Annotated in this window: 16 protein-coding genes, 1 tRNA gene and 1 CRISPR repeat array; of the genes, 3 read left to right on the plus strand and 14 right to left on the minus strand. The window is 71.0% G+C overall.

The window, feature by feature from the left end; genetic code table 11:
* Positions 1–61: 61 nt before the first annotated feature.
* The gene (locus AC529_RS04555; protein WP_068753743.1) at positions 62–1,291 is read left to right on the plus strand and encodes a S8 family serine peptidase; all 1,230 of its coding nucleotides are present in this window, start codon (positions 62–64) and stop codon (positions 1,289–1,291) included.
* Here the strand turns inward: AC529_RS04555 and AC529_RS04560 are convergent.
* The 5 genes from AC529_RS04560 to cysS form a co-directional block, all read right to left on the minus strand.
* Entirely contained in the window at positions 1,281–2,300 is a 1,020-nt protein-coding gene (locus AC529_RS04560) for a serine hydrolase domain-containing protein (protein ID WP_068753744.1), read from the minus strand. The genes AC529_RS04555 and AC529_RS04560 overlap by 11 nt on opposite strands.
* Before the next feature lie 844 nt (positions 2,301–3,144).
* Entirely contained in the window at positions 3,145–3,357 is a 213-nt protein-coding gene (locus tag AC529_RS04565; protein WP_232306570.1) for a GntR family transcriptional regulator, read from the minus strand.
* 597 nt (positions 3,358–3,954) lie between these two features.
* Positions 3,955–5,325: direct repeats of the CRISPR family, unit length 29 nt; unit sequence CGGACCATCCCCACGTGCGTGGGGAGCAG.
* Between the two features lie 703 nt (positions 5,326–6,028).
* Positions 6,029–6,101: transfer RNA gene (locus AC529_RS04570), tRNA-Thr, on the minus strand.
* Between the two features lie 62 nt (positions 6,102–6,163).
* Positions 6,164–7,144, minus strand: a complete 981-nt coding sequence (gene rlmB / locus AC529_RS04575; RefSeq protein ID WP_068753748.1) for a 23S rRNA (guanosine(2251)-2'-O)-methyltransferase RlmB — start codon at positions 7,142–7,144, stop codon at positions 6,164–6,166.
* A gap of 75 nt (positions 7,145–7,219) precedes the next feature.
* Complete coding sequence (gene cysS / locus AC529_RS04580) at positions 7,220–8,620, minus strand: cysteine--tRNA ligase (RefSeq protein ID WP_068753750.1); 1,401 nt, start codon at positions 8,618–8,620, stop codon at positions 7,220–7,222.
* A gap of 387 nt (positions 8,621–9,007) precedes the next feature.
* Here cysS and AC529_RS04585 point away from each other — a divergent pair, with 387 nt between their 5' ends.
* Entirely contained in the window at positions 9,008–10,216 is a 1,209-nt protein-coding gene (locus tag AC529_RS04585; protein WP_068754530.1) for a DUF2637 domain-containing protein, read from the plus strand.
* 81 nt (positions 10,217–10,297) lie between these two features.
* Here AC529_RS04585 and AC529_RS04590 read toward each other — a convergent pair whose 3' ends face one another.
* From AC529_RS04590 to dnaK, 7 genes are all read right to left on the minus strand, one after another.
* Positions 10,298–12,121 (minus strand): acyl-CoA dehydrogenase, encoded by a 1,824-nt coding sequence (locus AC529_RS04590; protein ID WP_068753751.1) that lies wholly within the window; start codon positions 12,119–12,121, stop codon positions 10,298–10,300.
* Positions 12,122–12,235: 114 nt separating this feature from the next.
* Entirely contained in the window at positions 12,236–12,754 is a 519-nt protein-coding gene (locus AC529_RS04595; protein WP_068753757.1) for a hypothetical protein, read from the minus strand.
* Positions 12,755–12,953: 199 nt separating this feature from the next.
* Positions 12,954–15,560 carry an ATP-dependent chaperone ClpB gene (clpB, locus tag AC529_RS04600; RefSeq protein ID WP_068753758.1) on the minus strand — a complete coding sequence of 869 codons (2,607 nt, stop codon included), beginning with the start codon at positions 15,558–15,560 and terminating at the stop codon, positions 12,954–12,956.
* Positions 15,561–15,656: 96 nt separating this feature from the next.
* On the minus strand, positions 15,657–16,088 hold the full coding sequence (locus AC529_RS04605) for a heat shock protein transcriptional repressor HspR (RefSeq protein ID WP_068753760.1): 432 nt from the start codon (positions 16,086–16,088) through the stop codon (positions 15,657–15,659).
* 5 nt (positions 16,089–16,093) lie between these two features.
* Positions 16,094–17,233 carry a molecular chaperone DnaJ gene (gene dnaJ, locus AC529_RS04610; protein WP_068753762.1) on the minus strand — a complete coding sequence of 380 codons (1,140 nt, stop codon included), beginning with the start codon at positions 17,231–17,233 and terminating at the stop codon, positions 16,094–16,096.
* A gap of 90 nt (positions 17,234–17,323) precedes the next feature.
* Positions 17,324–18,100: a nucleotide exchange factor GrpE gene (grpE, locus tag AC529_RS04615; protein WP_068753763.1), complete on the minus strand. Its 777-nt coding sequence runs from the start codon at positions 18,098–18,100 to the stop codon at positions 17,324–17,326.
* 31 nt (positions 18,101–18,131) lie between these two features.
* Positions 18,132–19,973, minus strand: a complete 1,842-nt coding sequence (gene dnaK, locus AC529_RS04620; RefSeq protein WP_068753764.1) for a molecular chaperone DnaK — start codon at positions 19,971–19,973, stop codon at positions 18,132–18,134.
* A 447-nt stretch (positions 19,974–20,420) separates the two neighbouring features.
* Here dnaK and AC529_RS04625 point away from each other — a divergent pair, with 447 nt between their 5' ends.
* On the plus strand, positions 20,421–22,565 hold the full coding sequence (locus AC529_RS04625) for a (Fe-S)-binding protein (protein WP_068753765.1): 2,145 nt from the start codon (positions 20,421–20,423) through the stop codon (positions 22,563–22,565).
* Between the two features lie 102 nt (positions 22,566–22,667).
* Here AC529_RS04625 and AC529_RS04630 read toward each other — a convergent pair whose 3' ends face one another.
* Positions 22,668–23,642, minus strand: coding sequence for an SEL1-like repeat protein (locus AC529_RS04630; protein ID WP_068753771.1), 975 nt, complete (start codon positions 23,640–23,642; stop codon positions 22,668–22,670).
* Between the two features lie 32 nt (positions 23,643–23,674).
* Complete coding sequence (locus AC529_RS04635; RefSeq protein ID WP_068753772.1) at positions 23,675–23,890, minus strand: hypothetical protein; 216 nt, start codon at positions 23,888–23,890, stop codon at positions 23,675–23,677.
* Positions 23,891–24,701: the final 811 nt, after the last annotated feature.

The raw sequence follows: 24,701 nt of genomic DNA on the forward strand, positions 1-24,701 counted from the left end.
AGCAGTCTCGGCCGGGACGCCTCGTCTGAGGCCACCGGCCGCCGGGGAGGTTGAAGCCGCCATGCGCACGACACGGACCGGGACGCTCACGGCTCTGGGCGTCTGCGCGGTGCTGGCCGTCGGACCGTTGACCGTTCCGGCGGAGGCGGCGGTGGACAGTGCGGACCTCCGCCTCGAACAGTGGGGGCTCGACACGGTCGGCGCCGCCGAGGTGTGGGAGGAGACCCAGGGCTCGGGAGTCACCGTCGCCCTGCTCGACACCGGCGCGGTCACCGACCACCCCGACCTGCACTCAGTCACGGTCGGCCCCGACCTCACCGGCGAGGACCTGTCGCCCGACAGCGACGGCTACGGCGTGCACGGCACGATGATGGCCGGGATCATCGCGGCCGGCGGGCACGGCGTCGAGCACACCGGCGGCGTCATGGGAGCCGCCCCGGAGGCGGAGATCCTCTCGATCCGGGTCGCCGCCGAACCGGACGGCCCCGGAGGCGGGGAGGTCGACCAGGCGGCGCTCGCCGAGGGCATCCGCCACGCCGTGGACGAGGGGGCGCAGGTCGTCTGCATCCCGCTGCCCGCCTCCGCGTTCTCCGCCCAGGCCGACCAGGCCGCGCAGGACGCGGTGGACTACGCCCTGGACAACGGCGTGGTCGTGGTCGCCTCCGGCGGCGCGGACGGCGCGGCCGTGTACCCGGCCGCCTACCCGGGCGTGCTGGCGGTGGGGTCGGTGGGCCCCGACGGGACGCTCTCGGCCTCCTCCAGCCGCGGCGAGCACATCGCGCTGACCGCGCCGGGCGAGGAGATCATCGCGCCGCAGGCGGGCGGCGGGTATGCGACGGTGAGCGGCAGCGACGCGGCCGCCGCGTTCACCGCGGGGGTGGCCGCGCTGATCCGCGCCGAGTACCCGCAGCTCCAGCCGGAACAGGTGGTCGAGGCGCTTCTCGAAGGCGCCTCCTCCGGCCAGGCGGGACAGCCCGGCCACGGGGCGGGGACGCTGAGCGCGCCGGGAGCGTTCAAGGCGGCGGGCACGACCGCCGAGACCGTGCCCCCCTTCGACCCGGACCTGGCCGAACAGCTCGCCGACGAGCCTCTCGTGCCCGGCTGGGTGCTGTGGACGGGCGGCGCGGTGCTCCTGGTGCTGCTGGCCGTCATCGGCCTGGTGGTGCTGGGGCGGCGCTCGGCCGACCCCTACGACCTGCGCACGAAGGAGCCGGAACAGGCGGCCCCCGAACGCCGTCCGGTGCGGGGACGCCGCCGCCGGGGACGCGGGCGGCGCGGCGTCAGCCGCTGAACGCCGCGCGGACGGTCGCCCTGAGGTCGCCCAGACCGCGGCGGCGGCGCCCGTAGTGGACGGCGTTGGTGAGCAGGCCGACGTAGCGCCGGGTGGCCGGGTGCAGGAACAGGCTGGTCCCGGTGTACCCGTGGTGGTAGACGAGGCCGTCGTCGGTGACCTTCCAGGCCAGGCCGCGGGAGAAGCGGCTGTCCACCGGCTGGTGCGGCAGCCAGCTCTGCCGCACGTAGGCGGTGAACGGGGTCACCCCGTGCTCCCCGGCGTGCCACGCCAGCAGGTCGCGGGCGAAGACCCCCAGGTCGGCGGCGGTGCTGAAGACTCCCGCGTGTCCCGCGACCCCGCCCATCAGGGCGGCGCTCTCGTTGTGCACCACGCCCCAGACGGCCGTCGTCCCGGGGATGCGGCGTTCGGTGGGCGCGACCGACGGGGTGCGCGGCAGCGGGCCGTAGCAGGTCGCCGACAGGCCGACGTGCCGCCACAGGTCGGCGGCGAGCCGGTCCAGGGGCTGCCGGTGCAGGCGTTCCAGTAGCAGGCCGAGCAGGACGAACCCCCGGTCGGTGGCGCGGTAGCCGGGCTCCTCCAGCGGTTCGGAGAGGATCGCCTCGGCCAGCGGCTGCTCGGTGCCGACGTAGCGTTCCAGCCAGGTCACCGGGTTCAGGCGGGAGGTGTGGGTGAGGATCTGCCGGACGGTCACCCCGCCCCCCGGGTAGCGTCCGGGGAAGTACCTGCCCACGGGCTCGTCGAGGTCCAGCAGCCCGCGGGCGACCGCCTGGCCGACCAGCGGCCAGGTCGCCATGACCTTGGTGAGACCGGCCACGTCGTAGCGGGTGTCGGGCGCGGTGACCGCCTCCCCGCACTCGACGCCGACGCGGCCGACCGCGACGAACTCCCACAGCTCCCCCGCACCGACCACCGCCACCCCGCCGGGCAGCCACCCGGCGTCGACCATGATCTTCAGGACTCCACGCAGCTCCGCGCCGGTGTCGGCGACCCACTCTCCGTCACGCATCCGTCCACCCCCTCCCCCTCGTCCCCGCAGGGCTACCTGCCGGATACCCCGGGCGGCGGGATTCTCCTGGAGGAGGAGTAAAACTTCGACTACGGAGAGTTCTGATGATCGTGACACGAACGGTCCTGTCCCCCGCAGGGCACAGGCCCGAAGCCGGAGTACGACGGCGACCGGCCGTCGGAACAGCGAAAGCCCGCCCGGCCGTGGCCGCTGTGAGAGCTCAAGTCCCCGGCCTGCTTCGGCCGGGGGCAGGCACGCCCCATCCCCGCGCACGCCGGGAGCAGCCTTGACGACCTGAGGCTTCAGCAGCGATCCAGGCCTGGAAACCCCGTGGAAGCACCCCGGCCGCCGGGAACGCCCCACAGCCTCGGCCCGGTCGCTCGTGCCCTGCCTGCTGTCCAAGGTGTCCACTGGACGCGGAACCAACCGGAAGTTCCCCTCCCGCCGAACTTCACGGCCGACCACCGACATGGCCTTGACGATCATGGTCTTAGGGACAGAACAGATGCCCGTTCTGTCCCCAGAACCATGGGAGATGGTGAGGGTGGCCAAGTCGGGGCTGACGGAGGCGGTGAACCCTCCGGTCCGCCTCGGCCGGGAGGCCCGGCAGCCTTGACCGCCCCTGGGGTGCGGGAGGGATTGTCGGCCGCCGGGTTTCCAGACGGCCAAGCGCCGGGGAAACAGGGGCGGGTTCCCAGGTGGTGCAGCGCTGCGGCAAGGTGACAGTCCCTCAGGTACCGGCGCGGCGGTCAAGGCTGCCGGGCCTTGCGGCCGAAGCAGACGAAGACCATTGCGGGACGAGGTAGGCCCGCCGACCAGGCGATGCGGCGGCGCCGGGGCAGTCTCAGTCTCCCGGCTCCTCGGGGAGCTGTTCCACCACGAACGATCCCATGCCGGGCTCTGTGTAGATCAGGCCGTCTGCGCGGAGTGCTCGCATCACCTTCTGGCCTGTGGCCGTGGCGATTCCGAATTCCTCTTGGAGCTGGATCACCGAGGGGATGCGCGTTCCTGGCTGGTAGTGGCCGGAACGGATGCGCTCCCGGATGATCTCGTGCACCTGTCGCCACCTGGGGCGATTGTCGGCTAGCTCCACCATGTACCACACGCTAGAGACCCATTGCATACTCAAGCGAGCGGTCCAATGTTGTAGCAAGCTATAGCACGCCATAGCTTTCCTGGGTTATGGTCTGAACGTGGAAGACCCCCGCGACGGCAGCCACCGTCCGGGGGCGTGGCACCCAGCTACCAAGGAGCTGAGCGCATCGTGAACCCTATAGCCCTTGTCCCGGCCTTGTTCCGGGGTTTGTTGTTCCTCCTGGTGCCCCTGGTCGGCTTTCCGGCCGCGCGCGGCCGACACGCGCGTGGCCCTGCCCGCCCGGCCCCCGGGACACCGGCAGCCCCTGCCCCGGCCGGGACCATGGAGAGCGGTGAACTGCCCCTCTGCTTCGGCCGCGAGGCGCGGCAGCCTTGACCGCCGCGCCGACACCTGAGGGACTGTCGGCTTCCCGCAGCGCTGCACCACCCGAAAACCCCCTCCTGCCCAGGCGCTTCGCCACCTGGAAACCCGCCACCCGACAATCCCCCCCGAACCCGAGGGGAGCTCGAGGCTGCCGCGCCTCGCGGCCGAAGCAGACAGAAACCGTTACTGCGACACAGAACCATCCCCACGTGCGTGGGGAGCAGGCAGGAAGTAGTTCAAGAACTACCGGCGTGGGCGGACCATCCCCACGTGCGTGGGGAGCAGGCGGGGGCGATGGGACCGTTTGTCATCCTGGACGGACCATCCCCACGTGCGTGGGGAGCAGGGCTTTGCGGCGCAGGTTCAACCCGAGGCGGTCGGACCATCCCCACGTGCGTGGGGAGCAGATTCCTCGCTACTTGCGCGAAGACTCAAACCACGGACCATCCCCACGTGCGTGGGGAGCAGGTAGGGGCGCGCCTCGTACCGATTGTTCGGGTCGGACCATCCCCACGTGCGTGGGGAGCAGAAGCAGCCCCGCCTAGTGGACCGCTACCTCGTCGGACCATCCCCACGTGCGTGGGGAGCAGCTGCTGAGGGCCCGGCAGTTGGGGGTGGTCACCGGACCATCCCCACGTGCGTGGGGAGCAGGGCCGCCCCTTGTAACTGCGAACTAGATTGCAAGGACCATCCCCACGTGCGTGGGGAGCAGGACGCGGGGGTCGTATCCGGATCGGCCCACATCGGACCATCCCCACGTGCGTGGGGAGCAGTCGTGCAAATCGTGCCCCCGGGCGGGGTGATCCGGACCATCCCCACGTGCGTGGGGAGCAGATCTGCAGCGCCTCAGCGAACCCTGCGCGGCCCGGACCATCCCCACGTGCGTGGGGAGCAGGGCAGCTGGTCGAGGCGGTCGAGGTACTCGGTTGGACCATCCCCACGTGCGTGGGGAGCAGCCGGACAGGTAGGCCAGTCCGGCGCCGCTCAGCGGACCATCCCCACGTGCGTGGGGAGCAGCGGACGCGGTCGCCGCAGACCTGGCCGCGTGGCGGACCATCCCCACGTGCGTGGGGAGCAGCTGTACTCCGAGTACCAGGCCCTCGCTGAAGCCGGACCATCCCCACGTGCGTGGGGAGCAGACCCCTCGGGACGGAGAGCCCAGTGAGTGGGACGGACCATCCCCACGTGCGTGGGGAGCAGCAGTCCGTTCTGGCTGACCAGCCCGTGCCCCACGGACCATCCCCACGTGCGTGGGGAGCAGGCTGCCGTCTGGCGCGGGTTCGATGCGCCGGACGGACCATCCCCACGTGCGTGGGGAGCAGGAACTCCAGCAGATCGGAGGGTGACCGTGGCGCGGACCATCCCCACGTGCGTGGGGAGCAGTTGCCCACAACAGCACTCCCCAACCGAGCGTGCGGACCATCCCCACGTGCGTGGGGAGCAGGCCTGAAACCCCCGGTCACCTCGGCCGGGGGTTGGACCATCCCCACGTGCGTGGGGAGCAGGCGCTCTCCAGTCGGTACGTCAGGGACGGCGCCGGACCATCCCCACGTGCGTGGGGAGCAGAGAAACTGACCTGCGGTTTCTCGGGGCGTTATCTTGCCGTGACCACCCTTGCGGGCGGCCTCCACCCGTGCAGCCACCCTAGACCAACTTTCCCGGAAACACACTGCCGTTCCGATTGGTCGGTCGGGTCCTGGAGGCGTTGGCAGGACGCCCCGGCCGGGGGCGATGTGAGCGGTAGATCCTCCGCTCTGCTTCGGCCGCGAGGCGCGGCAGCCTTGACCGCCGCGCCGGTACCTGAGGGACTGTCACCTTCCCGCAGCGCTGCGCCACCTGGAAACCCGCCCCTCTTTCCCCGGCGCTGACCCCGGGAACCCGCCCGCCCGCTTGCCCGGCGCTGCACCTCTGGATGCCTGTCCGACGACACCGTCCCCGGGGCTTCGCCGTCTGGGAACCCGCCACCCGACCATCCCTCCCGCGCCCGAGCGGTGGTCAAGGCTGCCGCGCCTCGCGGCCGAAGCAGACAGAAACCGCTACCGCGACACAGAACCACCCCCGCATGCGCGGGGAGCACGCGCAGGTCGGTGTGTCGTGGACGGTCCGTCCTGGAAAGAACACCCGGGCCTGCTTGCCCTGGTGAGCGGCTTCTTCCGGTCGGGGGTGCGGAGGCGGCGAACCGCGGGACGGTTGCTCGCTTCTGGAGAGGGATGCGCGGCCGTGGACGTCGTCTCCGGCACCGCTCGGTTCTCCCGCGGCAAGTTGTTAGAGCCGGCAAGGGGACTTGAACCCCTAACCTGCCGCTTACAAGGCGGCTGCTCTGCCAATTGAGCTATGCCGGCCAGTGTCAGGACACTTAGGGGAAAGTGTCGGGACACCCAGGGGAATGGTACCGGTTCCGGACTCACTCCGCTGCCGTGCGACGGCGCGCCACCTCGTACAGGGCGACTCCGGCGGCGACCGACGCGTTGAGGGACTCCACCCCGTGGATGGGGATGGAGACCACGACGTCGCAGGTCTCGCGGACCAGGCGGGACAGGCCCCGGCCCTCCGAGCCCACCACGACCACCAGCGGCTCGGTGGCCAGTTCCAACTGGTCGAGGGGGGTGTCGCCGTCCGCGTCCAGACCGGCGACGAAGAATCCGGCCTGCTGGTACTGCTTGAGCGTGCGGGTCAGGTTGACGACCTGCGCCACCGGCAGGCGGGCCAGGGTTCCCGCCGACGCCTTCCACGCGGCCGTGGTCACGCCCGCGGCGCGCCGCTCGGGCACGATCAGCCCGTTCGCGCCGAACGCCGCCGCCGAGCGGGCGATCGCGCCCAGGTTGTGCGGGTCGGTGACCCCGTCCAGGGCGACCACCAGCGGGGTGGTCTCGCTCTTCTGCTGCGCCTCGTCGAGCAGGTCCTCGGCCGTGGCGTACTCGTAGGGGCGCACCTGGAGGACCAGGCCCTGGTGGGCGGCCTTGGGCAGCCCGTAGCGCTCGCAGCGCCGGTCCAGCTCGGGTCGGGAGACCTCGGCGATCTCGATGCCCTGCCGCCCCGCGAGTTTGGCGGCCTCGGCGACCCGCTCGTCGGGGTCGAGGCTGTTGGACAGCAGCAGCCGGGTCGCGGGCACCTTGGCGCGCAGCGCCTCGACCACCGGGTTGCGGCCGATGAGCAGCTCCGAGCCGTCCCGCCCGCGCACCGTCGCCCCGGGAAGGTCTCCTGCGGGGCGCACCACCGGCTTCAGCGCCCGGTGCTGGGCGCGTTCGGCGGCCTTGGCCCGCTGCTTCTCGGCGTACCAGTGCCGCTTCTCGGCGGGAAGCGTGCCCTTCTTGCCCTCAAGCGCGCGGCGGCCCTTGCCGCCGCTGCCCTTGGTGGGACCCTTCTTCGTCCTCTTCGACGGCATGTCCTGTCCTTCAGCAAAAACTCCGGCAGCGGTGCGGCCCGTTCGGGCGCCGCGCCGCTGCCGGAACCGGATGTCCTAGTCGCGTCTCAGTTCCCAGCGCGGTCCCTGGGGGGTGTCCTCGACGGCGATCCCCGCCTCGGCGAGCTGGTCGCGGATCTGGTCCGCGGTGGCGTAGTCCTTGCGCCTGCGCGCCGCCTGGCGCTGCTCCAGCACCACCGACACCAGCGAGTCGACCACGTCGCGCAGCCCCGAGTCGTCGGACTGCGCCCACTGCGGCGACAGCGGGTCCAGGCCGAGGACCGCGAGCATCGCCCGCAGCCGTCCGGCGATCTCGGCGGCGCGCTCCTTGGCCCCCTCCGCGAGCGCGGAGTTGCCCTCGCGCACGTGGGTGTGGGCCACTGCCAGCGCCTGGGGGACGCCCAGGTCGTCGTCGAGGGCGGCGGCGAACTCGTCGGGCACGGGGACGCCCTCCGGGATCGGCCCGGCGATCTCGTTGACCCGGACGAGGAAGTTCTCGAAGCGCTGGTAGGCGGCGGCGGCCTCGCGCAGCGACTCCTCGGTGTAGTCGAGGTTGGAGCGGTAGTGGGCCTGGCCCAGGTAGTAGCGGAGCTCGACGGGGCGGACCCGCTGGACGACCTCCGGGATCAGCAGCGAGTTGCCCAGCGACTTGCTCATCTTCTCGCCGCCGGTGGTGAGCATGCCGTTGTGCAGCCAGTAGCGGGCGAAGCCGTCCCCGGCCGCGTTGGACTGCGCGCTCTCGTTCTCGTGGTGCGGGAAGACCAGGTCGACGCCGCCGCCGTGGATGTCGAACGTGGGGCCGAGGTACTTGGTGGCCATCGCCGAGCACTCCAGGTGCCAGCCGGGGCGTCCCGGACCCCACGGGGTGGGCCAGGAGGGCTCGCCGGGGCGGGCGCCCTTCCACAGCGCGAAGTCGCGGGGGTCGCGCTTGGCGCGCGCGTCGCCGTCCTCGGCGGCGCGCATCTCGTCGACGCGCTGGTTGGACAGCGAACCGTACTTGGGGTACGAGGTGACGTCGAAGTAGACGTCGCCGGAGCCGTCCTCGGCGGCGTAGGCGTGGCCGCGCTCGATGAGCCGCCGCATCAGCTCGATCATCTCCGGGACGTGGCCGGTGGCGCGCGGCTCGACGGTGGGCGGCAGGCAGCCCAGGGTGTCGTAGGCCCAGGTGAAGGCGCGGTGGTTGCGTTCGCTGACCTCCCACCACTCGACGCCCTCGGAGGCGGCGACGCGGAGGATCTTGTCGTCGATGTCGGTGACGTTGCGGCAGAAGACGACCCGGTAGCCGCGGTAGATCAGCCAGCGGCGGAGGATGTCGAAGCTCACGCCCGAGCGGATGTGCCCGATGTGCGGGGGAGCCTGCACCGTGGCACCACACAGGTACAGCGAGACACATCCCTCGCGCAGCGGGACGAATTCGCGGACCTGTCGGGCTCGGGTGTCATAGAAGCGCAGACTCACGGTGCCCAGAGTAGCCGTTCCTCGGCCCCTTCGGCGATTTCCGCAGCCCACGGCTGTGGACGGGCGCGACCGGAACACCGGTGAAGCGGTCGTCCCTAATGGGCCGGGCCGCCGGGGCCGAAGTCGTGACGCGGTGCACGCCCCCGGTGGGCGCCGCGTAGGCCTTCGACCGGCGCACCTCCTCCTAGCTGGGAGGACCTGCGCGGGGCTGCGGCGGCCGGAACCGTCCCGCCCTGCCGTTTTCGGCCGGAAGCCTCGTACGAGCAGGCGTTTTGGGTTAGCCTGCGCACGATGGCAGCACAATCCTCCCGTTCCTCCCGGCCCCCTCGCCGTACGCCTCCCCCGCGGAGCGCGGCGGGCGGGTCCTCACGCGCGGCTGTCATCGTGATGGCCGTGCTCGGCGTGGCCGTGATCGCGTCCTGCGCCGTCCTGCTGTCCTACAACGGCATCTACCAGATCGCCGTGCGCGGCGGCGCGGCCGGGTGGACCGCGCACCTGTACCCCGGGCTGTTCACCCTGCTGCTGCTGATGGCCTTCTGGACCACCTACCTGCTGCGCGAGGCCCCGCGGCGGCGCCGGCTCTGGGTGGACCTGCTGGTGCTGGCGATGATCCTGGCGGCGGCCGCGGCCAGCGCCCTGCGCTCGTTCCGCTACGAGCTGCTGGAGTGGGTGGCGACGCTCGTGGTCGCGATCGCGCCGTGGGTCGCGCTGCTCATCTCGTTCCGGCTGACCCTGTGGATCGTGGCGCAGGTCCGGGGGGAGCGTCCCGCCGAGCCGCAGCAGCCCGCCGGGGAGGCCGACGAGCCCGGGCCGGACGCGCCGGAGCCGGACGAGGACGGGGAGGACACCGAAGCGGTGCGTGTTCCGGCCGCCGCCGCTCCCGTGGACCCGCTTCCCAGGCGCGCCTCCGTGGCGCCGGAACCGGTTCCGGCGCGCTCTCCGCTGCCCGATCCGGTGGCGGACACCACGCCGTTCCCCGCGCCGGAGCCCGCGGTCGACCCTGCGGCGGCCGCTGCGGAGCCGGCCGTGCCGGACCTGTTCGACAGCTTCTTCCGGGCCGAACCGGCAGGGCGGTCCCGCGTCCCGGAGGAGACGGAGGAGACGGAGGCCGCGCCCGCGTCCGAGGCGGCCTCCTCCACGGCCGAGGGCGGCGCGCTGCCCAAGCGCGTCCCCTCCCGGGAGGGCAGTGCGATCCGGCAGGCCGCCGGTGTCCGCGACCGGTCGCGGTCCGACGGGGACGGTCGGCCCGTGGAGACCGCCCCCGCGGAGTCGGAGCGCACCGGAGTCGACGACGAGGACTGGGAGAGCGTCGACGACCCGGAGGAGGGGTGGGTGGGCGACCCCGTGCTCGCCGACGACCCGGCCGGGGACGAGGCGCACCCGGCCGTGCCCGAACCGGCCGCCCCGCAGGCCGCGTCCGGCTCCGCCTCCGACGGGGCCGGAGCCGACGACGGGGACGACGAGGAGGACACCGTGCCGCCGGGCCCCGAGCCGGTGATCCGGCGCCGCCCCATGGTGCTCAGGCCGCGCCGGAGCGGGCCGCTGCGCCTCCCGTCGAGCCAGTTGCGCAGCACGCCGACGCCGCCGGAGGAATAGCGGAGGCGGGGGCCGTGCGGCCCCCGCCTCGTCGTTCGTGCGGCGCCCTCCCGGTCGGCCGTGCCGCCGGGAGAGGGCGGGTCAGAACGCGGACTCGGGCAGGTCCATCAGGTCCAGCGTGGTGCGCTCGGCGATCTTGCGCTCCACGGACAGCCGCGGCAGGACCTGGTCGGCGAAGAACTTCGCGGCGGCGATCTTGCCGGTGTAGAAGTCCCGGTCGGCCTCGCTCGCGCTGTCGAGACGGGACAGCGCGACCTCGGCCTGGCGCAGCAGCAGCCAGCCCAGCACCAGGTCGCCCAGGGCGAGCAGCAGGCGGGTGGTGTTGAGGCCCACCTTGTAGATCTCGCGGGGCTCCTCCATGGACCGCATGGCGTCGCCGACCATGGCCTCCACGATCGCCTGGACGTCGACGGCGGCCTCGGCGAGCAGCGCCCGCTCGTTCTTGAGCCGGCCGTTGCCCGCGTCGCTCTTGGCGAACGCCTGGATCTCGCCCATGAGCTTGCCCAGCGCCTGGCCGTTGTTCTTCACGATCTTGCGGAAGAACAGGTCCATGCCCTGGATGGCGGTGGTGCCCTCGTAGAGGGTGTCGATCTTGGAGTCCCGGATGTACTGCTCGATCGGGTAGTCCTGGAGGTAGCCGGAGCCGCCGAGGACCTGCAGGGACTCGGCCAGCAGCGCGTAGGAGCGCTCCGAGCCCACGCCCTTGACCAGCGGCAGCAGCAGGTCGTTCATGGCCTCGTACTCGGAGGCGTCCTGTCCGTTGGCGGTGGCGATCTGCACCGCGTCCTGCTGGGTGGCGGTGTAGATGACCAGCGCGCGCAGCGCCTCGGCGTAGGCCTTCTGCATCATCAGGCTGCGGCGCACGTCCGGGTGGTGGGTGATGGTGACCCGGGGGGCGGTCTTGTCGGTCTGCCGGGTGAGGTCGGGGCCCTGGACGCGCTCCTTGGCGTAGGCGAGCGCGTTGAGGTAGCCGGTGGACAGGGTGGCGATGGCCTTGGTGCCGACCATCATCCGGGCGTACTCGATGATGAGGAACATCTGCCGGATGCCGTCGTGCTTGTCGCCGACGAGGTAGCCGACGGCCGGGTGCTTGGCGCCGAAGGTCAGCTCGCAGGTGGTGGAGACCTTCAGGCCCATCTTGTGCTCGACGTTGGTGACGTAGACGCCGTTGCGCTCCCCGAGCGAGCCGTCCTCGTTGACCAGGTACTTGGGCACCAGGAACAGCGAGAGGCCCTTGGTGCCGGGGCCGTGGCCCTCGGGGCGGGCGAGCACGAGGTGGAAGATGTTCTCGGCCATGTCGTGCTCGGCCGAGGTGATGAAGCGCTTGACGCCCTCGATGTGCCAGGTGCCGTCGTCCTGCTTGATCGCCTTGGTGCGGCCGGCGCCCACGTCGGAGCCCGCGTCGGGCTCGGTGAGGACCATGGTGGCGCCCCAGCCGCGCTCGATGGCCAGCTTGGCGAACTTCTTCTGCTCCTCGTTGCCCTCCTGCCAGAGGACGTTGGCGAAGCCGGGGCCCGCGGAGTACATGTGCACGGCGGGGTTGGCGCCGAGGATCATCTCGGCCACGGCCCACACCAGGGAGCGGGGAGCACCGGTGCCGCCCAGTTCCGGGGGCAGGTCGAGGCGGTACCACTCGGCGTCCATGTAAGCCCGGTAGGACTTCTTGAAGCTCTCGGGGATCTTCACCGAGTTGGTCTCGGGGTCGAAGACCGGGGGGTTGCGGTCGGCGTCCGCGAAGGACTCCGCCAGCACTCCGCTGGCCAGCCGGTTGACCTCGGCCAGGATGTCACGGGCGGTGTCCTCGTCGAGGTCCTCGAAGGGACCCGAGCCCATGACCTCCTGGCGGTTGAACACCTCGAACAGATTGAACTCGAGGTCCCGGAGGTTGCTCTTGTAGTGCGTCATGCCCGCGCTCCGCTGTGTCACTGCCGCTGTTCCCACACAGCGATCTACTGACTGGTAACAAAATAATGTTACTACCCAGTAGAAGTCCGGTGCCAGTGCGCCGGAGTGACACCCTCATGACCCGATGGCCATCACCCGGATGATCGCGTCCACCATCGCGCCGACCTCGGGCAGCGGCCCCTCCCCCAGGTCGAGGCTGCGCCCGTCGCGGGTCCAGCGGACCAGCCGGGTCCGGCGCTCGGTGGTGGTGCCGCGGAACGTGCGGTCGGCCTCCAGGACGTAGAAGTCCGGGTCGCCGGGGCCGAGGAACGGGTCGTCGCTGCGGGTCCCGCACACCAGGTACGCCTCTTTGGACCGCATCGGCTGGGGCAGCACCACCACGGCGGCCTCCAGCGAGCCGCGGACGGTGAAGAGGGTGGTCAGCCCGGCGGACGGCAGCCGCTGCTCCTCGGGCAGCGCGGCTCCGGTGCGCTCCCACGCGCCGAGCAGCCCCTCGGCGAGCTGCTTCTCGCGGGCCAGGGTGAAGAACCGGGGGCCGAGTTGGCACGTGATCGCGCGCAGCACGACGTTGGTGAACTCGTGGTGGTGACGCCGAGGCGTGTCGTCGTCCCGGCGCGGCACCCTCGCACGCATGCCTGCTCCTCCCAGCCGAAGCGCCTGAAAGCCATTGTCCTCCTCCCCCGCGGGGCGGCAGGAAACCTCCCGGACGGCTCGGCCCCGCCCCGGGAGGGTGCGCACCGCCGACGGAGCGCGGAGCGGGCGCCGGCGTGACGCGCGGCATCCGGAAGGGGGCGGCGGCGTCCGCACGCCGCCGCCCCCGCACAGCCGCACCTCACGCGGCGGGCACGACGCCTTCCGCCCGGCCCACCGACAGCGCGTCCTTGGACTCGTCCAGGTCCACGCGGACGGTGTCGCCCTCGACGAGCTCTCCCGACAGCAGTTCGCGGGCCAGCGGGTCGCCGATGGCGGTCTGCACCAGCCGCCGCAGCGGACGGGCGCCGTAGACCGGGTCGTAGCCGGTCAGCGCCAGCCACTCGCGGGCCGCCGGGGTGACGTCCAGCTTCAGCCGCCGGTCCGCCAGCCGCCGGGCCAGGCGGTCCACCTGGAGGTCGACGATCTTGGTCAGCTCGTCGGTGGACAGCGCGTCGAACACGATCACGTCGTCCAGCCGGTTGAGGAACTCCGGCTTGAAGGTGCTGCGCACCACCTGCATGACCCGGTCGTGCCGCTGGGAGTCGTCCAGCGCCGGATCCACCAGGAACTGCGAGCCCAGGTTGGAGGTGAGGATGAGGATGGTGTTGCGGAAGTCCACGTGGCGGCCCTGGCCGTCGGTGAGCCGGCCGTCGTCGAGGACCTGGAGCAGGGTGTCGAAGACCTCGATGTGCGCCTTCTCCACCTCGTCCAGCAGCACCACCGTGTAGGGGCGGCGCCGCACCGCCTCGGTGAGCTGGCCGCCCTCCTCGTAGCCGACGTAGCCGGGGGGCGCGCCGACCAGGCGGGCCACCGAGTGCTTCTCGGAGTACTCGCTCATGTCGAGGCGCACGATCGCGCGCTCGTCGTCGAACAGGAACTCCGCCAGCGCCTTGGCCAGCTCCGTCTTGCCCACGCCCGTGGGGCCGAGGAACAGGAAGGACCCGGTGGGCCGGTCGGGGTCGGAGATCCCGGCGCGCGCCCGGCGCACCGCGTCGGAGACCGCGGCCACCGCGCGCCGCTGGCCGACCAGGCGCTTGCCCAGCTCCTCCTCCATGCGCAGCAGCTTGGCGGTCTCGCCCTCCAGCAGCCGCCCCACGGGGATGCCGGTCCACGACGACACCACGTCGGCCACGTCGTCGGCGCCGACCTCCTCCTTGACCATGGTGGCCTGCCGCTCGGCCGAGTTCTCCTCGGAGGCGGCCTCCGCCAACTGCCGCTCCAGTTGCGGGATCTCCCCGTACATCAGCCGGGACGCCTCCTCGAAGTCGCCGTCGCGCTGGGCGCGTTCGGCCTGGCCGCGCAGTTCGTCCAGCCGCTCCTTGAGCTCGCCGACCCGGTTGAGCCCGGCCTTCTCCTGCTCCCAGCGGGCGACCAGCGCGTCGAGCTGCTCCTGCTTGTCGGCGAGGTCGGCGCGCAGCCGCTCCAGCCGCTGCCGGGAGGCGGTGTCGGACTCCTTGCTCAGCGCCATCTCCTCCATCTTGAGGCGGTCCACGGCGCGTTGCAGCTCGTCGATCTCCACCGGCCGGGAGTCGATCTCCATGCGCAGCCGCGACGCAGCCTCGTCGATCAGGTCGATGGCCTTGTCCGGGAGGAAGCGGGCGGTGATGTAGCGGTCGGAGAGGGTCGCCGCCGCCACCAGCGCCGAGTCGGCGATCTGCACCTTGTGGTGCGCCTCGTAGCGGCCCTTCAGGCCGCGCAGGATGGCGATGGTGTCGGCCGCCGACGGCTCGCCGACCAGCACCTGCTGGAACCGCCGCTCCAGCGCCGGGTCCTTCTCGATGCGCTCGCGGTACTCGTCGAGGGTGGTCGCGCCGACCATGCGCAACTCGCCGCGGGCCAGCATCGGCTTGAGCATGTTGCCCGCGTCCATCGCGCCCTCGGCCGCGCCGGCGCCGACCACGGTGTGCAGCTCGTCGATGAACGTGATGATCTGGCCGTTGCTCTGCTTGATCTCGTTGAGGACGGCCTTGAGCCGCTCCTCGAACTCGCCCCGGTACTTCGCCCCGGCCACCATCGCGGGCAGGTCCAGCGAGATGAGCCGCTTGTCGCGCAGCGACTCGGGGACGTCCCCGGCGACGATGCGCTGGGCCAGGCCCTCCACGACCGCGGTCTTGCCCACCCCGGGCTCGCCGATGAGCACCGGGTTGTTCTTGGTGCGCCGCGACAGCACCTGCACCACCCGGCGGATCTCCGCGTCGCGGCCGATCACCGGGTCCAGTTCGCCGTCGCGGGCGCGCCGGGTGAGGTCGACCCCGTACTTCTCCAGCGCCTGGTAGGTGTCCTCGGGGGTCTCCGAGGTGACGCGGGCGCTGCCGCGCACCCGCTCGAAGGCGTCCAGCAGCGCGTCGGGGGTGGCTCCCGCCTCCCGCAGCAGGGTCGCGGCCGTGCCGCCGTCGGTGGCCAGCCCGACCAGCAGGTGCTCGGTGGAGACGTACTCGTCCTCCAGTTGGCGGGCGCGCTGCGCCGCGGTGTTGAGCGAGACGATGAGCGGCCGGGAACTCGCCGGCGCGTTGACCGTGGCTCCCGCGGCCCGGGGGAGGGCGGCGATCGCCTCCTCCACCCGGGCGGAGAGTCTTCCGGGATCGGCTCCCACCTCCCTGAGCAGAGGACGCACCACCCCCTCGGCCTGGCCGAGCAGAGCGGAGAGCAGGTGAACCGGCTCGACCTGCGGGCTCCCGTCCGCCGTGGCCCTCCGGATCGCCGCCGACAGTGCCTCCTGGCTCTTCTTGGTGAGCTTGTAATCCATGGTTTGCCGCCCCCTTCAAGGCACAGAACAGGTGAGACGTATGCGCTGACCCGCCGGAGGCCCGAAGGAGCCCGGGGCCGGGGCGGCCCGGGGCTGCTACTGCGTCTCGGGAGGCTGGGTCGTGGTGCGGTTGAAGATGGTGACGCGGGTGCGGTGGACCGGGAGGAGCTCGCCGCCGCCCCCGGAGGACCGGGTGCTGCCGGCGCGCCGGGCCGCGGCGGACCGCGCCGCGTTCAGTTCGTTGTGCAGGTGGAAGATGTGCTCGCGCAGTTCGGCCACCTCGCGCTGCAACTCCAGGATCCGCTTGATCCCGGCGAGGTTGATGCCCTCTTCCTGGGACAGGCGCTGCACTTCGCGCAGCATCTGGATGTCGCGCATCGAGTAGCGCCGACCGCGGCCCGCCGTACGTCCCGGGCTCACCAGTCCGAGCCGGTCGTACTGGCGCAGGGTCTGCGGGTGGAGTCCCGACAGTTCCGCTGCGACCGAGATCACGTAGACGGGAGTGTCGTCGCCGAGCGCGTTGTTCATGGTTCTCACGCCCCCTTAGCCCGGGCTTCCAGGTCGGCGCGCGGGTTGTGGTCGGCTGTGGCGGCCCGGAACCGCTCCAGTGCCTCCCGCGCCTCGCTGTTGAGATTCTGCGGCACCGCCACCTCGACGGTCACCAGCAGGTCTCCGGTGGTGCCGTCGCGCCGGGTGGCGCCTTTGCCCCGGACGCGCAGCACACGGCCGTTGCGGGTACCCGGCGGGATCTTCACCGTGACCGGGAGCCCGCTCAGGGTGGGTACGCGCACCTCCGCACCGAGCACCGCCTCGGGGAAGGTCACCGGGACGGTGACGGTGAGGTTGTCGCCGGACCGGCCGAACACGGGGTGGGGTTTGACCCGGACCGTCACCAGCAGGTCGCCGGCGGGGCCGCCGCGTTCGCCCGGTTCGCCCTTGCCCCGCAGCCGGATCTTCTGGCCGTCGGCCACCCCCGGAGGGATGCGGGCCTGCACGGTGCGGGTGCTCTTCACGTTCCCGGAGCCGCTGCAGGTGGCGCACGGGTCGTCGGCGAGGAAGCCCCGTCCCTTGCACAGGCTGCACGGTTCGGACAGGGAGAAGCCGCCGAGGTTGGTGCTCTCGTGGCCGGTCCCCGCGCACTTGGGGCAGACCCGGGGGGTGGTGCCCGGCCTGGCTCCGGTGCCCCGGCAGGTGGGGCAGGAGGTCGTGGTGGTCAGTTTGAAGCTCGTGGTGGTGCCGTTGGCCGCCTCGGTGAAGCTGAGGGTGGTCTCGGTCTCCAGGTCGGCGCCGCGTCGGGCCTGGCTGGACCGGCCGCGTCCGCCGAACAGCCCGCCGAACAGGTCGGTGAGCCGCTCGCCGCCGCTGGCCGCGGTCTGGCCGAACAGGTCGCCCAGGTTGAAGTCGCCGACGCCGCCCCCGCCGGGACGGTAGGCGCCGCCGAACAGCGACCGGGCCTCGTCGTACTCCTTGCGGCGCTTCTCGTCCGACAGGACGCTGTAGGCCTCGGAGATCTCCTTGAACCGGCTCTCGGCCTCACGGTCGCCCTTGTTGGCGTCGGGGTGGTACTTGCGCGCGAGCTTGCGGTAGGAGCTCCGGATCTCGTCCGCGGTGGCCGTCTTTGAGACTCCGAGGACCTTGTAGTAGTCCTTCTCCAGGTAGTCCTTGGTGCTCATCGACGTCTGCTTCTCCCGCTCCGTGCTCAGGTGGTGAATGGGCCGCGTGTCCCGGGCCGCGGCCCGGGACACGCCTTCCCGCTTCGCGCGCTACTCGCTCGCGGTGTTGCTGTCCCCTTCGGGACGGTCGGAGGACTCCGAGGACTCCGCGGCCTCCTCGGAGGTCCCGCTCGCCTCCGCGGGCGCGGCCTCCTCGGCCGTGCCGTCCGCTTCGGCGGACGCGGGCTCCTCCGCGGAGGCCCCCGCGTCCTGTTCGGTGGGACCGGCCACGACCACGCGGGCCGGGCGGACCACCCGCTCGCCCATGAGGTACCCCGGCTGGAACACCTCGATGACGGTCGGGACGGTCACGTCGGCGGAGGGCACCATGGTCAGGGCCTCGTGCACGGAGGGGTCGAACTCGTCGCCCTTCTCCCCGTACTTCTTCAGCCCCATCCGGGCGACCAGGGACTCCAGCGCCTCGCCCACCGACTTGAAGCCGCCGACCAGTTCGTCGTGGACGCGGGCGCGGCCGATGTCGTCCAGGATCGGCAGCAGTTCGCTGAGGACCTGGGCGAGGGCCTGCTCGCGCACCGCAGCCCGGTCGCGTTCGACCCGCTTGCGGTAGTTGACGTACTCGGCCTGCAACCGCTTGAGGTCGTCGGTGCGTTCGGCGACCTCCTGCCGCAGCCTGTTCAACTCCTCCTCGTCCGCCGCGGGCGTCTCCGCCGCGGCGGACTCGGTCGCCTGCGCTTCGGCGTCCGAGGAGGGCGACTCGGTCGTCTCCTCCGGGACGCGCGGCTCGCCGGTCTCGGGGTCGATGCGCCGGTTGTCGCGGATCACCGGCCCCTCCTGCTCTGTGCTGTGCTCGTTCTCCGGCACCGCCATTTAGTTACGCCTCCTCATCCAGAGTTGGGTCTCAGGCGTTGCCTTCGCGCTTGGTCTCCTCGTCGACGATCTCGGCGTCCACCACGTCGGCGTCGTCGGAGCCCTGGCTGCCGGAGGCGCCGGCACCGGAGGCCTGCTGGCTCTGGCTGTAGATCGCGGAACCGATCTTCTGGCTGGCCAGGGCGACCTTCTCGCTGGCGCTGCGGATGGCCTCGATGTCGCTGCCCTCCAGCGCCTTCTTCAGGCCGGCCAGGGCCTCCTGGGTCTCGTTCTTGACGTCCGCGGGGATCTTGTCCTCGTTGTCGGAGATGACCTTCTCGGTCTGGTAGACCAGCGACTCGGCGTTGTTGCGGATCTCGGCTTCCTCGCGGCGCTTGCGGTCCTGCTCGGCGTACTGCTCGGCCTCGCGGATCATCCGATCGATGTCCTCCTTGGGCAGAGCGGAGCCGCCGGAGATGGTGACGGACTGCTCCTTGCCGGTGCCGAGGTCCTTGGCGGTGACGTTGACGATGCCGTTGGCGTCGATGTCGAAGGTGACCTCGATCTGCGGCACGCCGCGCGGCGCCGGGGGCAGGCCGGTCAGGTCGAAGACGCCCAGCTTCTTGTTGTACTGGGCGATCTCGCGCTCGCCCTGGTAGACCTGGATCTGCACCGACGGCTGGTTGTCCTCGGCCGTGGTGAAGATCTCGGAGCGCTTGGTCGGGATGGCCGTGTTGCGCTCGATGAGCTTGGTGAACACGCCGCCCTTGGTCTCGATGCCCAGCGACAGCGGGGTCACGTCGAGCAGCAGCACGTCCTTGACGTCGCCCTTGAGCACACCGGCCTGAAGGGCCGCGCCGACCGCGACGACCTCGTCGGGGTTGACGCCCTTGTTGGGCTCCTTGCCGCCGGTCAGCTCGCGGACCAGGTCGACCACGGCGGGCATGCGGGTGGAGCCGCCCACCAGCACCACGTGGTCGATCTTGCTGACGTCGATCCCGGCGTCCCGGATGACCTGGTGGAACGGGGCCTTGGTGCGCTCCAGCAGGTCGGCGGTGAGCCGCTGGAACTCGGCGCGGGTGAGCTTCTCGTCCAGGTGCAGCGGGCCCTCGGACGAGGCGGTGATGTAGGGCAGGTTGATCGAGGTCTCGGTGGAGCTGGACAGCTCGATCTTGGCCTTCTCCGCGGCCTCGCGCAGCCGCTGCAACGCCATCTTGTCCTTGGACAGGTCGACGCCGTTGCTGTTCTTGAACCGCTCGACCAGCCAGTCCACGATGGCCTGGTCCCAGTCGTCGCCGCCGAGGTGGTTGTCGCCGTGGGTGGCCTTGACCTCGACCACGCCGTCACCGACGTCCAGCAGCGAGACGTCGAAGGTACCGCCGCCCAGGTCGAAGACGAGGATGGTGGCCTCGCCCTCCTTCTCCAGGTGGTAGGCGAGCGCGGCGGAGGTGGGCTCGTTGATGATGCGCAGGACGTTGAGGCCGGCGATCTTGCCCGCGTCCTTGGTGGCCTGCCGCTCGGCGTCGCTGAAGTAGGCCGGGACGGTGATGACCGCGTCGGTGACCTCCTCGCCGAGGTAGGCCTCGGCGTCGCGCTTCAGCTTCTGGAGCACGAAGGCGCTGATCTGCTGCGGGTTGAAGTCCTTGCCGTCGATGTGGGTCTTCCAGTCGGTGCCCATGTGGCGCTTGACCGAGCGGATGGTCCGCTCGACGTTGGTGACCGCCTGACGCTTGGCGACCTCACCGACGAGCACCTCGCCGTTCTTCGCGAAGGCCACGACGGACGGGGTGGTCCGGGCGCCTTCGGCGTTGGCGATGACCGTGGGCTCGCCGCCCTCCAGTACTGCAACGACCGAGTTCGTTGTTCCCAGGTCGATACCGACCGCACGTCCCATGAGTGCTTCCTCCGTCAAAGTTGAGTCTGTCTAACGCAATATTGCTTCGCCCCAGACTCACTGTCAAATCAGTTGAGTCGATCAGACTCAAGTTTCTTTCGCACCCATGACAACGCAGGAGGCGCCCCGTGTTGTTCCCCGCGACCGGGACTTCTTTCGTGCGCCCCGCCGGTTCCGGGGACATCCCAGGGGAAGCCTGGAGCCGGCCCTCGGGGGAGACCCCGAGGTCGCCGCCGGAGCCGCCCGCTTCGCACCACAGACCGGCTACCCACCTGAAAAGGGCGCACACCCTCTTCACTAACCTTGACAACCAGCCATCCCGCCCAGTCGGTCAGCGGCGGGGCCGGCGGAGCATTGACCCGTCGGGTATTACTCGCTAGTAACATTGGGTGGACCCCTGGTGTGCCGCACACCAGGACACGACATCACGTTGGGAGGCCGCGGGCGATGCTCTACCTGATACTGGGGATCATCACGACCGCCTTCGCCGTGGTCGGAGTCGCCGTGTGGGCCTACGGCATCAGCCGCATGGTCCGCGTCCTGGGCGTCGGCCGTCCGGTGGAAGCCGCTCGGAAGGCAGACTTCGGGCGCCGCATCACGAACACACTGATCGAGACCGTCGGTCACACGCGCATGCTCAAGTGGCGCTGGATCGGCATCGCCCACTGGTTCATCATGGTGTCGTTCCCGGCCCTGGTGTTCACGGTGGCCGAAGCGCACGGCGAGGTGTGGGACCCGCACTTCCACCTGCCGCTCATCCACGACTGGACGGTCTACGGCCTGTTCATCGAGGTCATCGCCACCCTGAGCCTGGTCGGGATCGTCGGCCTGACGATCTACCGCCAGTTGCGCGGGCCGCGCGTCCTGGGACGCAGGTCCAAGTTCGCCAACTCCCGGCACTGGACGGCCTACTACGTCGAGGCCTACATCATCGCCCTGCTGGTCGCGATCTTCGTGATCCGCGGCGTCAAGGTCGCCCTCGGCGAGTTCCCGTTCCCGGTGTGGGCCACCCCGGTCTCGCACGCGTTCGGCGCGGTCCTGCCGGCCAGCGAGCCCTTGCTCGCCTCCGTGGCGGCCTTCAAGCTGGTCATCTCCTGGCTGTTCTTCATCGCCATCGGCGTGTTCCTGACCATGGGCGTGGCCTGGCACCGCTTCACCGCGCCGGTCAACATCTACTTCAAGCGCAACGCCGACGGCTCGGCCGCGCTCGGCCCGGCCAAGCAGATGCTCGACAAGGACGGCGAGCCGCTGGACTTCGAAGAGGCCGACCCCGACGAGGACCCCTTCGGCGTCGGCAAGATCGAGGACTTCACCTGGAAGGGCCTGCTCGACTTCACCACCTGCACCGAGTGCGGCCGCTGCCAGTCGCAGTGCCCGGCCTGGAACACCGGCAAGCCGCTGTCCCCCAAGAAGCTGGTCATGGACCTGCGGGAGCACGCCTACGCCAAGGCCCCGTACCTGATGCAGGGGATCACCGAGGAGACCCCGGACGTCCACGAGGACGTGCTGGCCCTGCTCAGCCGCCCGCTGGTGGGCACCGAGGAGGAGAACGGCGTCATCCACCCCGACGTGCTGTGGTCCTGCACCAACTGCGGCGCCTGCGTCGAGCAGTGCCCGGTGGACATCGAGCACATCGACCACATCCTCGACATGCGCCGCTACCAGGTCATGATCGAGTCCAGCTTCCCCTCCGAGGCCAACACCCTGCTCAAGAACCTGGAGAACAAGGGCAACCCGTGGGGGATGAGCGAGTCCAAGCGCATGGACTGGATCTCCGAGGTCGACTTCGAGGTCCCCGTCGTCGAGGACAAGCTGCCCGAGGGCACCGAGTACCTGTTCTGGGTGGGCTGCGCGGGCGCGCTGGAGGACCGGGCGAAGAAGACCACCAAGGCGGTCGCGGAGCTGCTGCACATCGCGGGCGTCAAGTACGCGGTGCTCGGCGGCATGGAGATGTGCACCGGCGACTCGGCGCGCCGCCTGGGCATGGAGTTCGTCTTCCAGATGCTCGCCCAGCAGAACATCGAGACGCTCAACGAGGTCGGCGCGACCAAGATCGTCGTCACCTGCCCGCACTGCTTCAACACGCTCGGCAACGAGTACCCCGCCCTCGGCGGCAACTACGAGGTGGTGCACCACACCAAGCTGCTCGCCCAACTGGTCAAGGAGGGCCGCCTCGCCCCGATCGAGCGGGTGGACAAGAACGTCACCTACCACGACCCGTGCTTCCTGGGCCGCCACAACAAGGTCTACGAGCCGCCGCGTGAGCTGATCACCGGCGTGCCCGGGGTGACCAAGGCCGAGATGCCGCGCAACCGGGAGCGCAGCTTCTGCTGCGGCGCGGGCGGCGCGCGCATGTGGATGGAGGAGCGCATCGGCAAGCGCATCAACGTCGAGCGCGTCGAGGAGGCGCTGGCCACCAAGCCGGACCTCATCGCCACCGGCTGCCCGTTCTGCCAGGTCATGGTGAGCGACGCGGTCAACGAGAAGAAGTCGAAGCAGGAGGCCCCCGAGTCCGTCGAGGTCATGGACGTCGCCCAGCTCCTGCTCCAGTCGGCGAAGAAGGGAGGGGAGCAGGCCAAGGAGACGGTCTGACCCTCTCGCCGCCCACCGGCGTCCGGCACAACCGGACGGGGGCCGCGGTGCCCGGGGTGACCCGCCCCGGCACCGCGGCCCCCGCCGTGTTCCGGGCGTCCGCTACAGGTCGGGACGTTCCGCGAGGTGCTCCAGGTGGTCCCAGGCGTCCGGGTGGCCCGCCTCGGCGGCCCGGCGCAGCCAGGACTCCGCCTCGGCGGGTCTCCCCTCCGCCAGCAGCAGCGCCAGGTTGACCATGGCGTCGGCGTCGCCCTTCCCGGCCGCCTCCCGGTACCACCGCTCCGCCTCGTCCAGGTCGCCCGCCTGCTGGCGCAGCAGGCCCAGGTTGATCAGCGCGTCGGCGTCGCCCTTCCCGGCCGCCCTGCGGAACCACCGCTCCGCCTCGTCCCACTGGCCCACGTGCCGGTGCAGCAGGCCCAGGTTGACCATGGCGGAGACGTTTCCCCGGTCCGCCGCCCGGAAGAACCAGGCCTCGGCCTCCTCGGTCTCCCCCGTGGTGAAGAGGAGGAGGCCGAGGCCGTTCATCGCGTCGGCGTTGCCCCGGACGGCGCCCCTGCGGTACCACGCCTCCGCCCGCCCCGTGTTCCCCTCGCGCCGGTAGAGGTGGCCGAGGTAGCCCATCGCGCTGTCGTCCCCGGCCCGGGCGGCGCGCAGCCACCAGGCCGCCGCCTCCTCCCGGTCGCCCGCCCGGTAGCGGTGCAGCCCGAGGTCGACCATGGCGACCGGGTCCTCTCCGGCGGCGCGCCGGTACCACTCCTCGGCCTGCTCGGGCCGGTCGAGGAGGTCCATCCCCCGGCCGATCACCATCTGCGCCCGGGCGCACAGCGGATGGTCCGCGCCGAGGTGCCGCTCGATGTCGGAGAGCACCCCCCGGGCCAGTTCCAGCGCCCGTTCCGGCTCGCCCACGCTGTTGTACGCCTGTGCCAGCACCACCCGAGCGTGCAGCACGTCCTCGTGGTCCTCGCCGAAGGTCTTCGCCAGCTTCGGCAGCAGCGCCTCCAGAGCGTCGACCGCCGCCGGGTAGTCCTCGGCGTCGAACAGCTCGCGCACCCGGTCGAGCTCCGCTGAGAAAGTCATGCCACCCATCCTCGCCCGCGGCGCCGGGCGGTTCAGACCGGCAGCCCGGGAGCGCCGGGGCGGGCCGACCGCGCACAGGACACCGGTCGGGACGGGACGGCCGCGGGCGGGAGCAGGCCCAGCACCCGGTCGAGCTCCTCGGTGGTGAGCGGCGCGTCGGCCTCGCTCACCGCCGCCAGGACGTCGGTGTACAGGTCGATCTCGGCCAGGGCCACGGCGTCGTGGAGGTACACGTGGGGATCGTCCACCCGTGCCACCTCCCATCCGACTCCCGGTCCTCCCGGCGACGGGTCTCCACCACTGTCCCGCCCAAGGTTACGTGACAGTAGTCATCCTCGGCATGACCCATAGGGACCATTTTCCGACCGCCCGTAGAGCTAGTTCTCCAATGCCACGGATTCCTCGTTTCCGGTGACCGTACGAGCTGGCTCATTCCGGCTTTCGTCTCCGATCGGAGCACCCGGAGAAAGATAATGAGGAAACCTGGAAGAACAGTTGTGACCTGCGTCGACAACAGTGCGTGAAGGAGCCTGTCCCGGTCCTCTCCCCGCCGGTGCGGTCGCGTGCGCCCACGCTTCGCCGCGGCGGGCGCGGCGCGGGACCCGCGCTCCCCCGGCATGCGCACCGCGCCGGACGGCCACGCGGCAGCCGCCCTCGACCACCCCTGTCACCAGGGGAGAACCAGGTCTCCGGGGTGGCGCAACCGCAGGCCGCAGCGGCTCCTTGGACACGGTCCCGGCCCCACCCGCCCCGCTCTGCCGCAAACGGCCGCCGGGTTTTCTTTACCGGCGCACCGAATCCGGAAGGTAAAATTCTTGAGAATAGTGGGCAATGAATTTCCCGGACCCCTTCTGGACGTCACCGGTGCGCGGCAGGACTTGTCCGGAATCAATCCGGAAGGCCATTGCCAATACCGTCGGCCGCACCCTTCCAGCGCCCAGAACAACGCGAATGCCGACGCGGAGGAAGAGGAGGGCGAATTATGGGGGACGCCATATCCTCCGCCCCTCCCGAGCTCAAAGCGCACGTTCGGGATTCCCGTTCCCGGGGTGCCGCAGG

The sequence above is a fragment of the Thermobifida cellulosilytica TB100 genome (genome assembly GCF_001517975.1).
GTDB lineage: Bacteria > Actinomycetota > Actinomycetes > Streptosporangiales > Streptosporangiaceae > Thermobifida > Thermobifida cellulosilytica.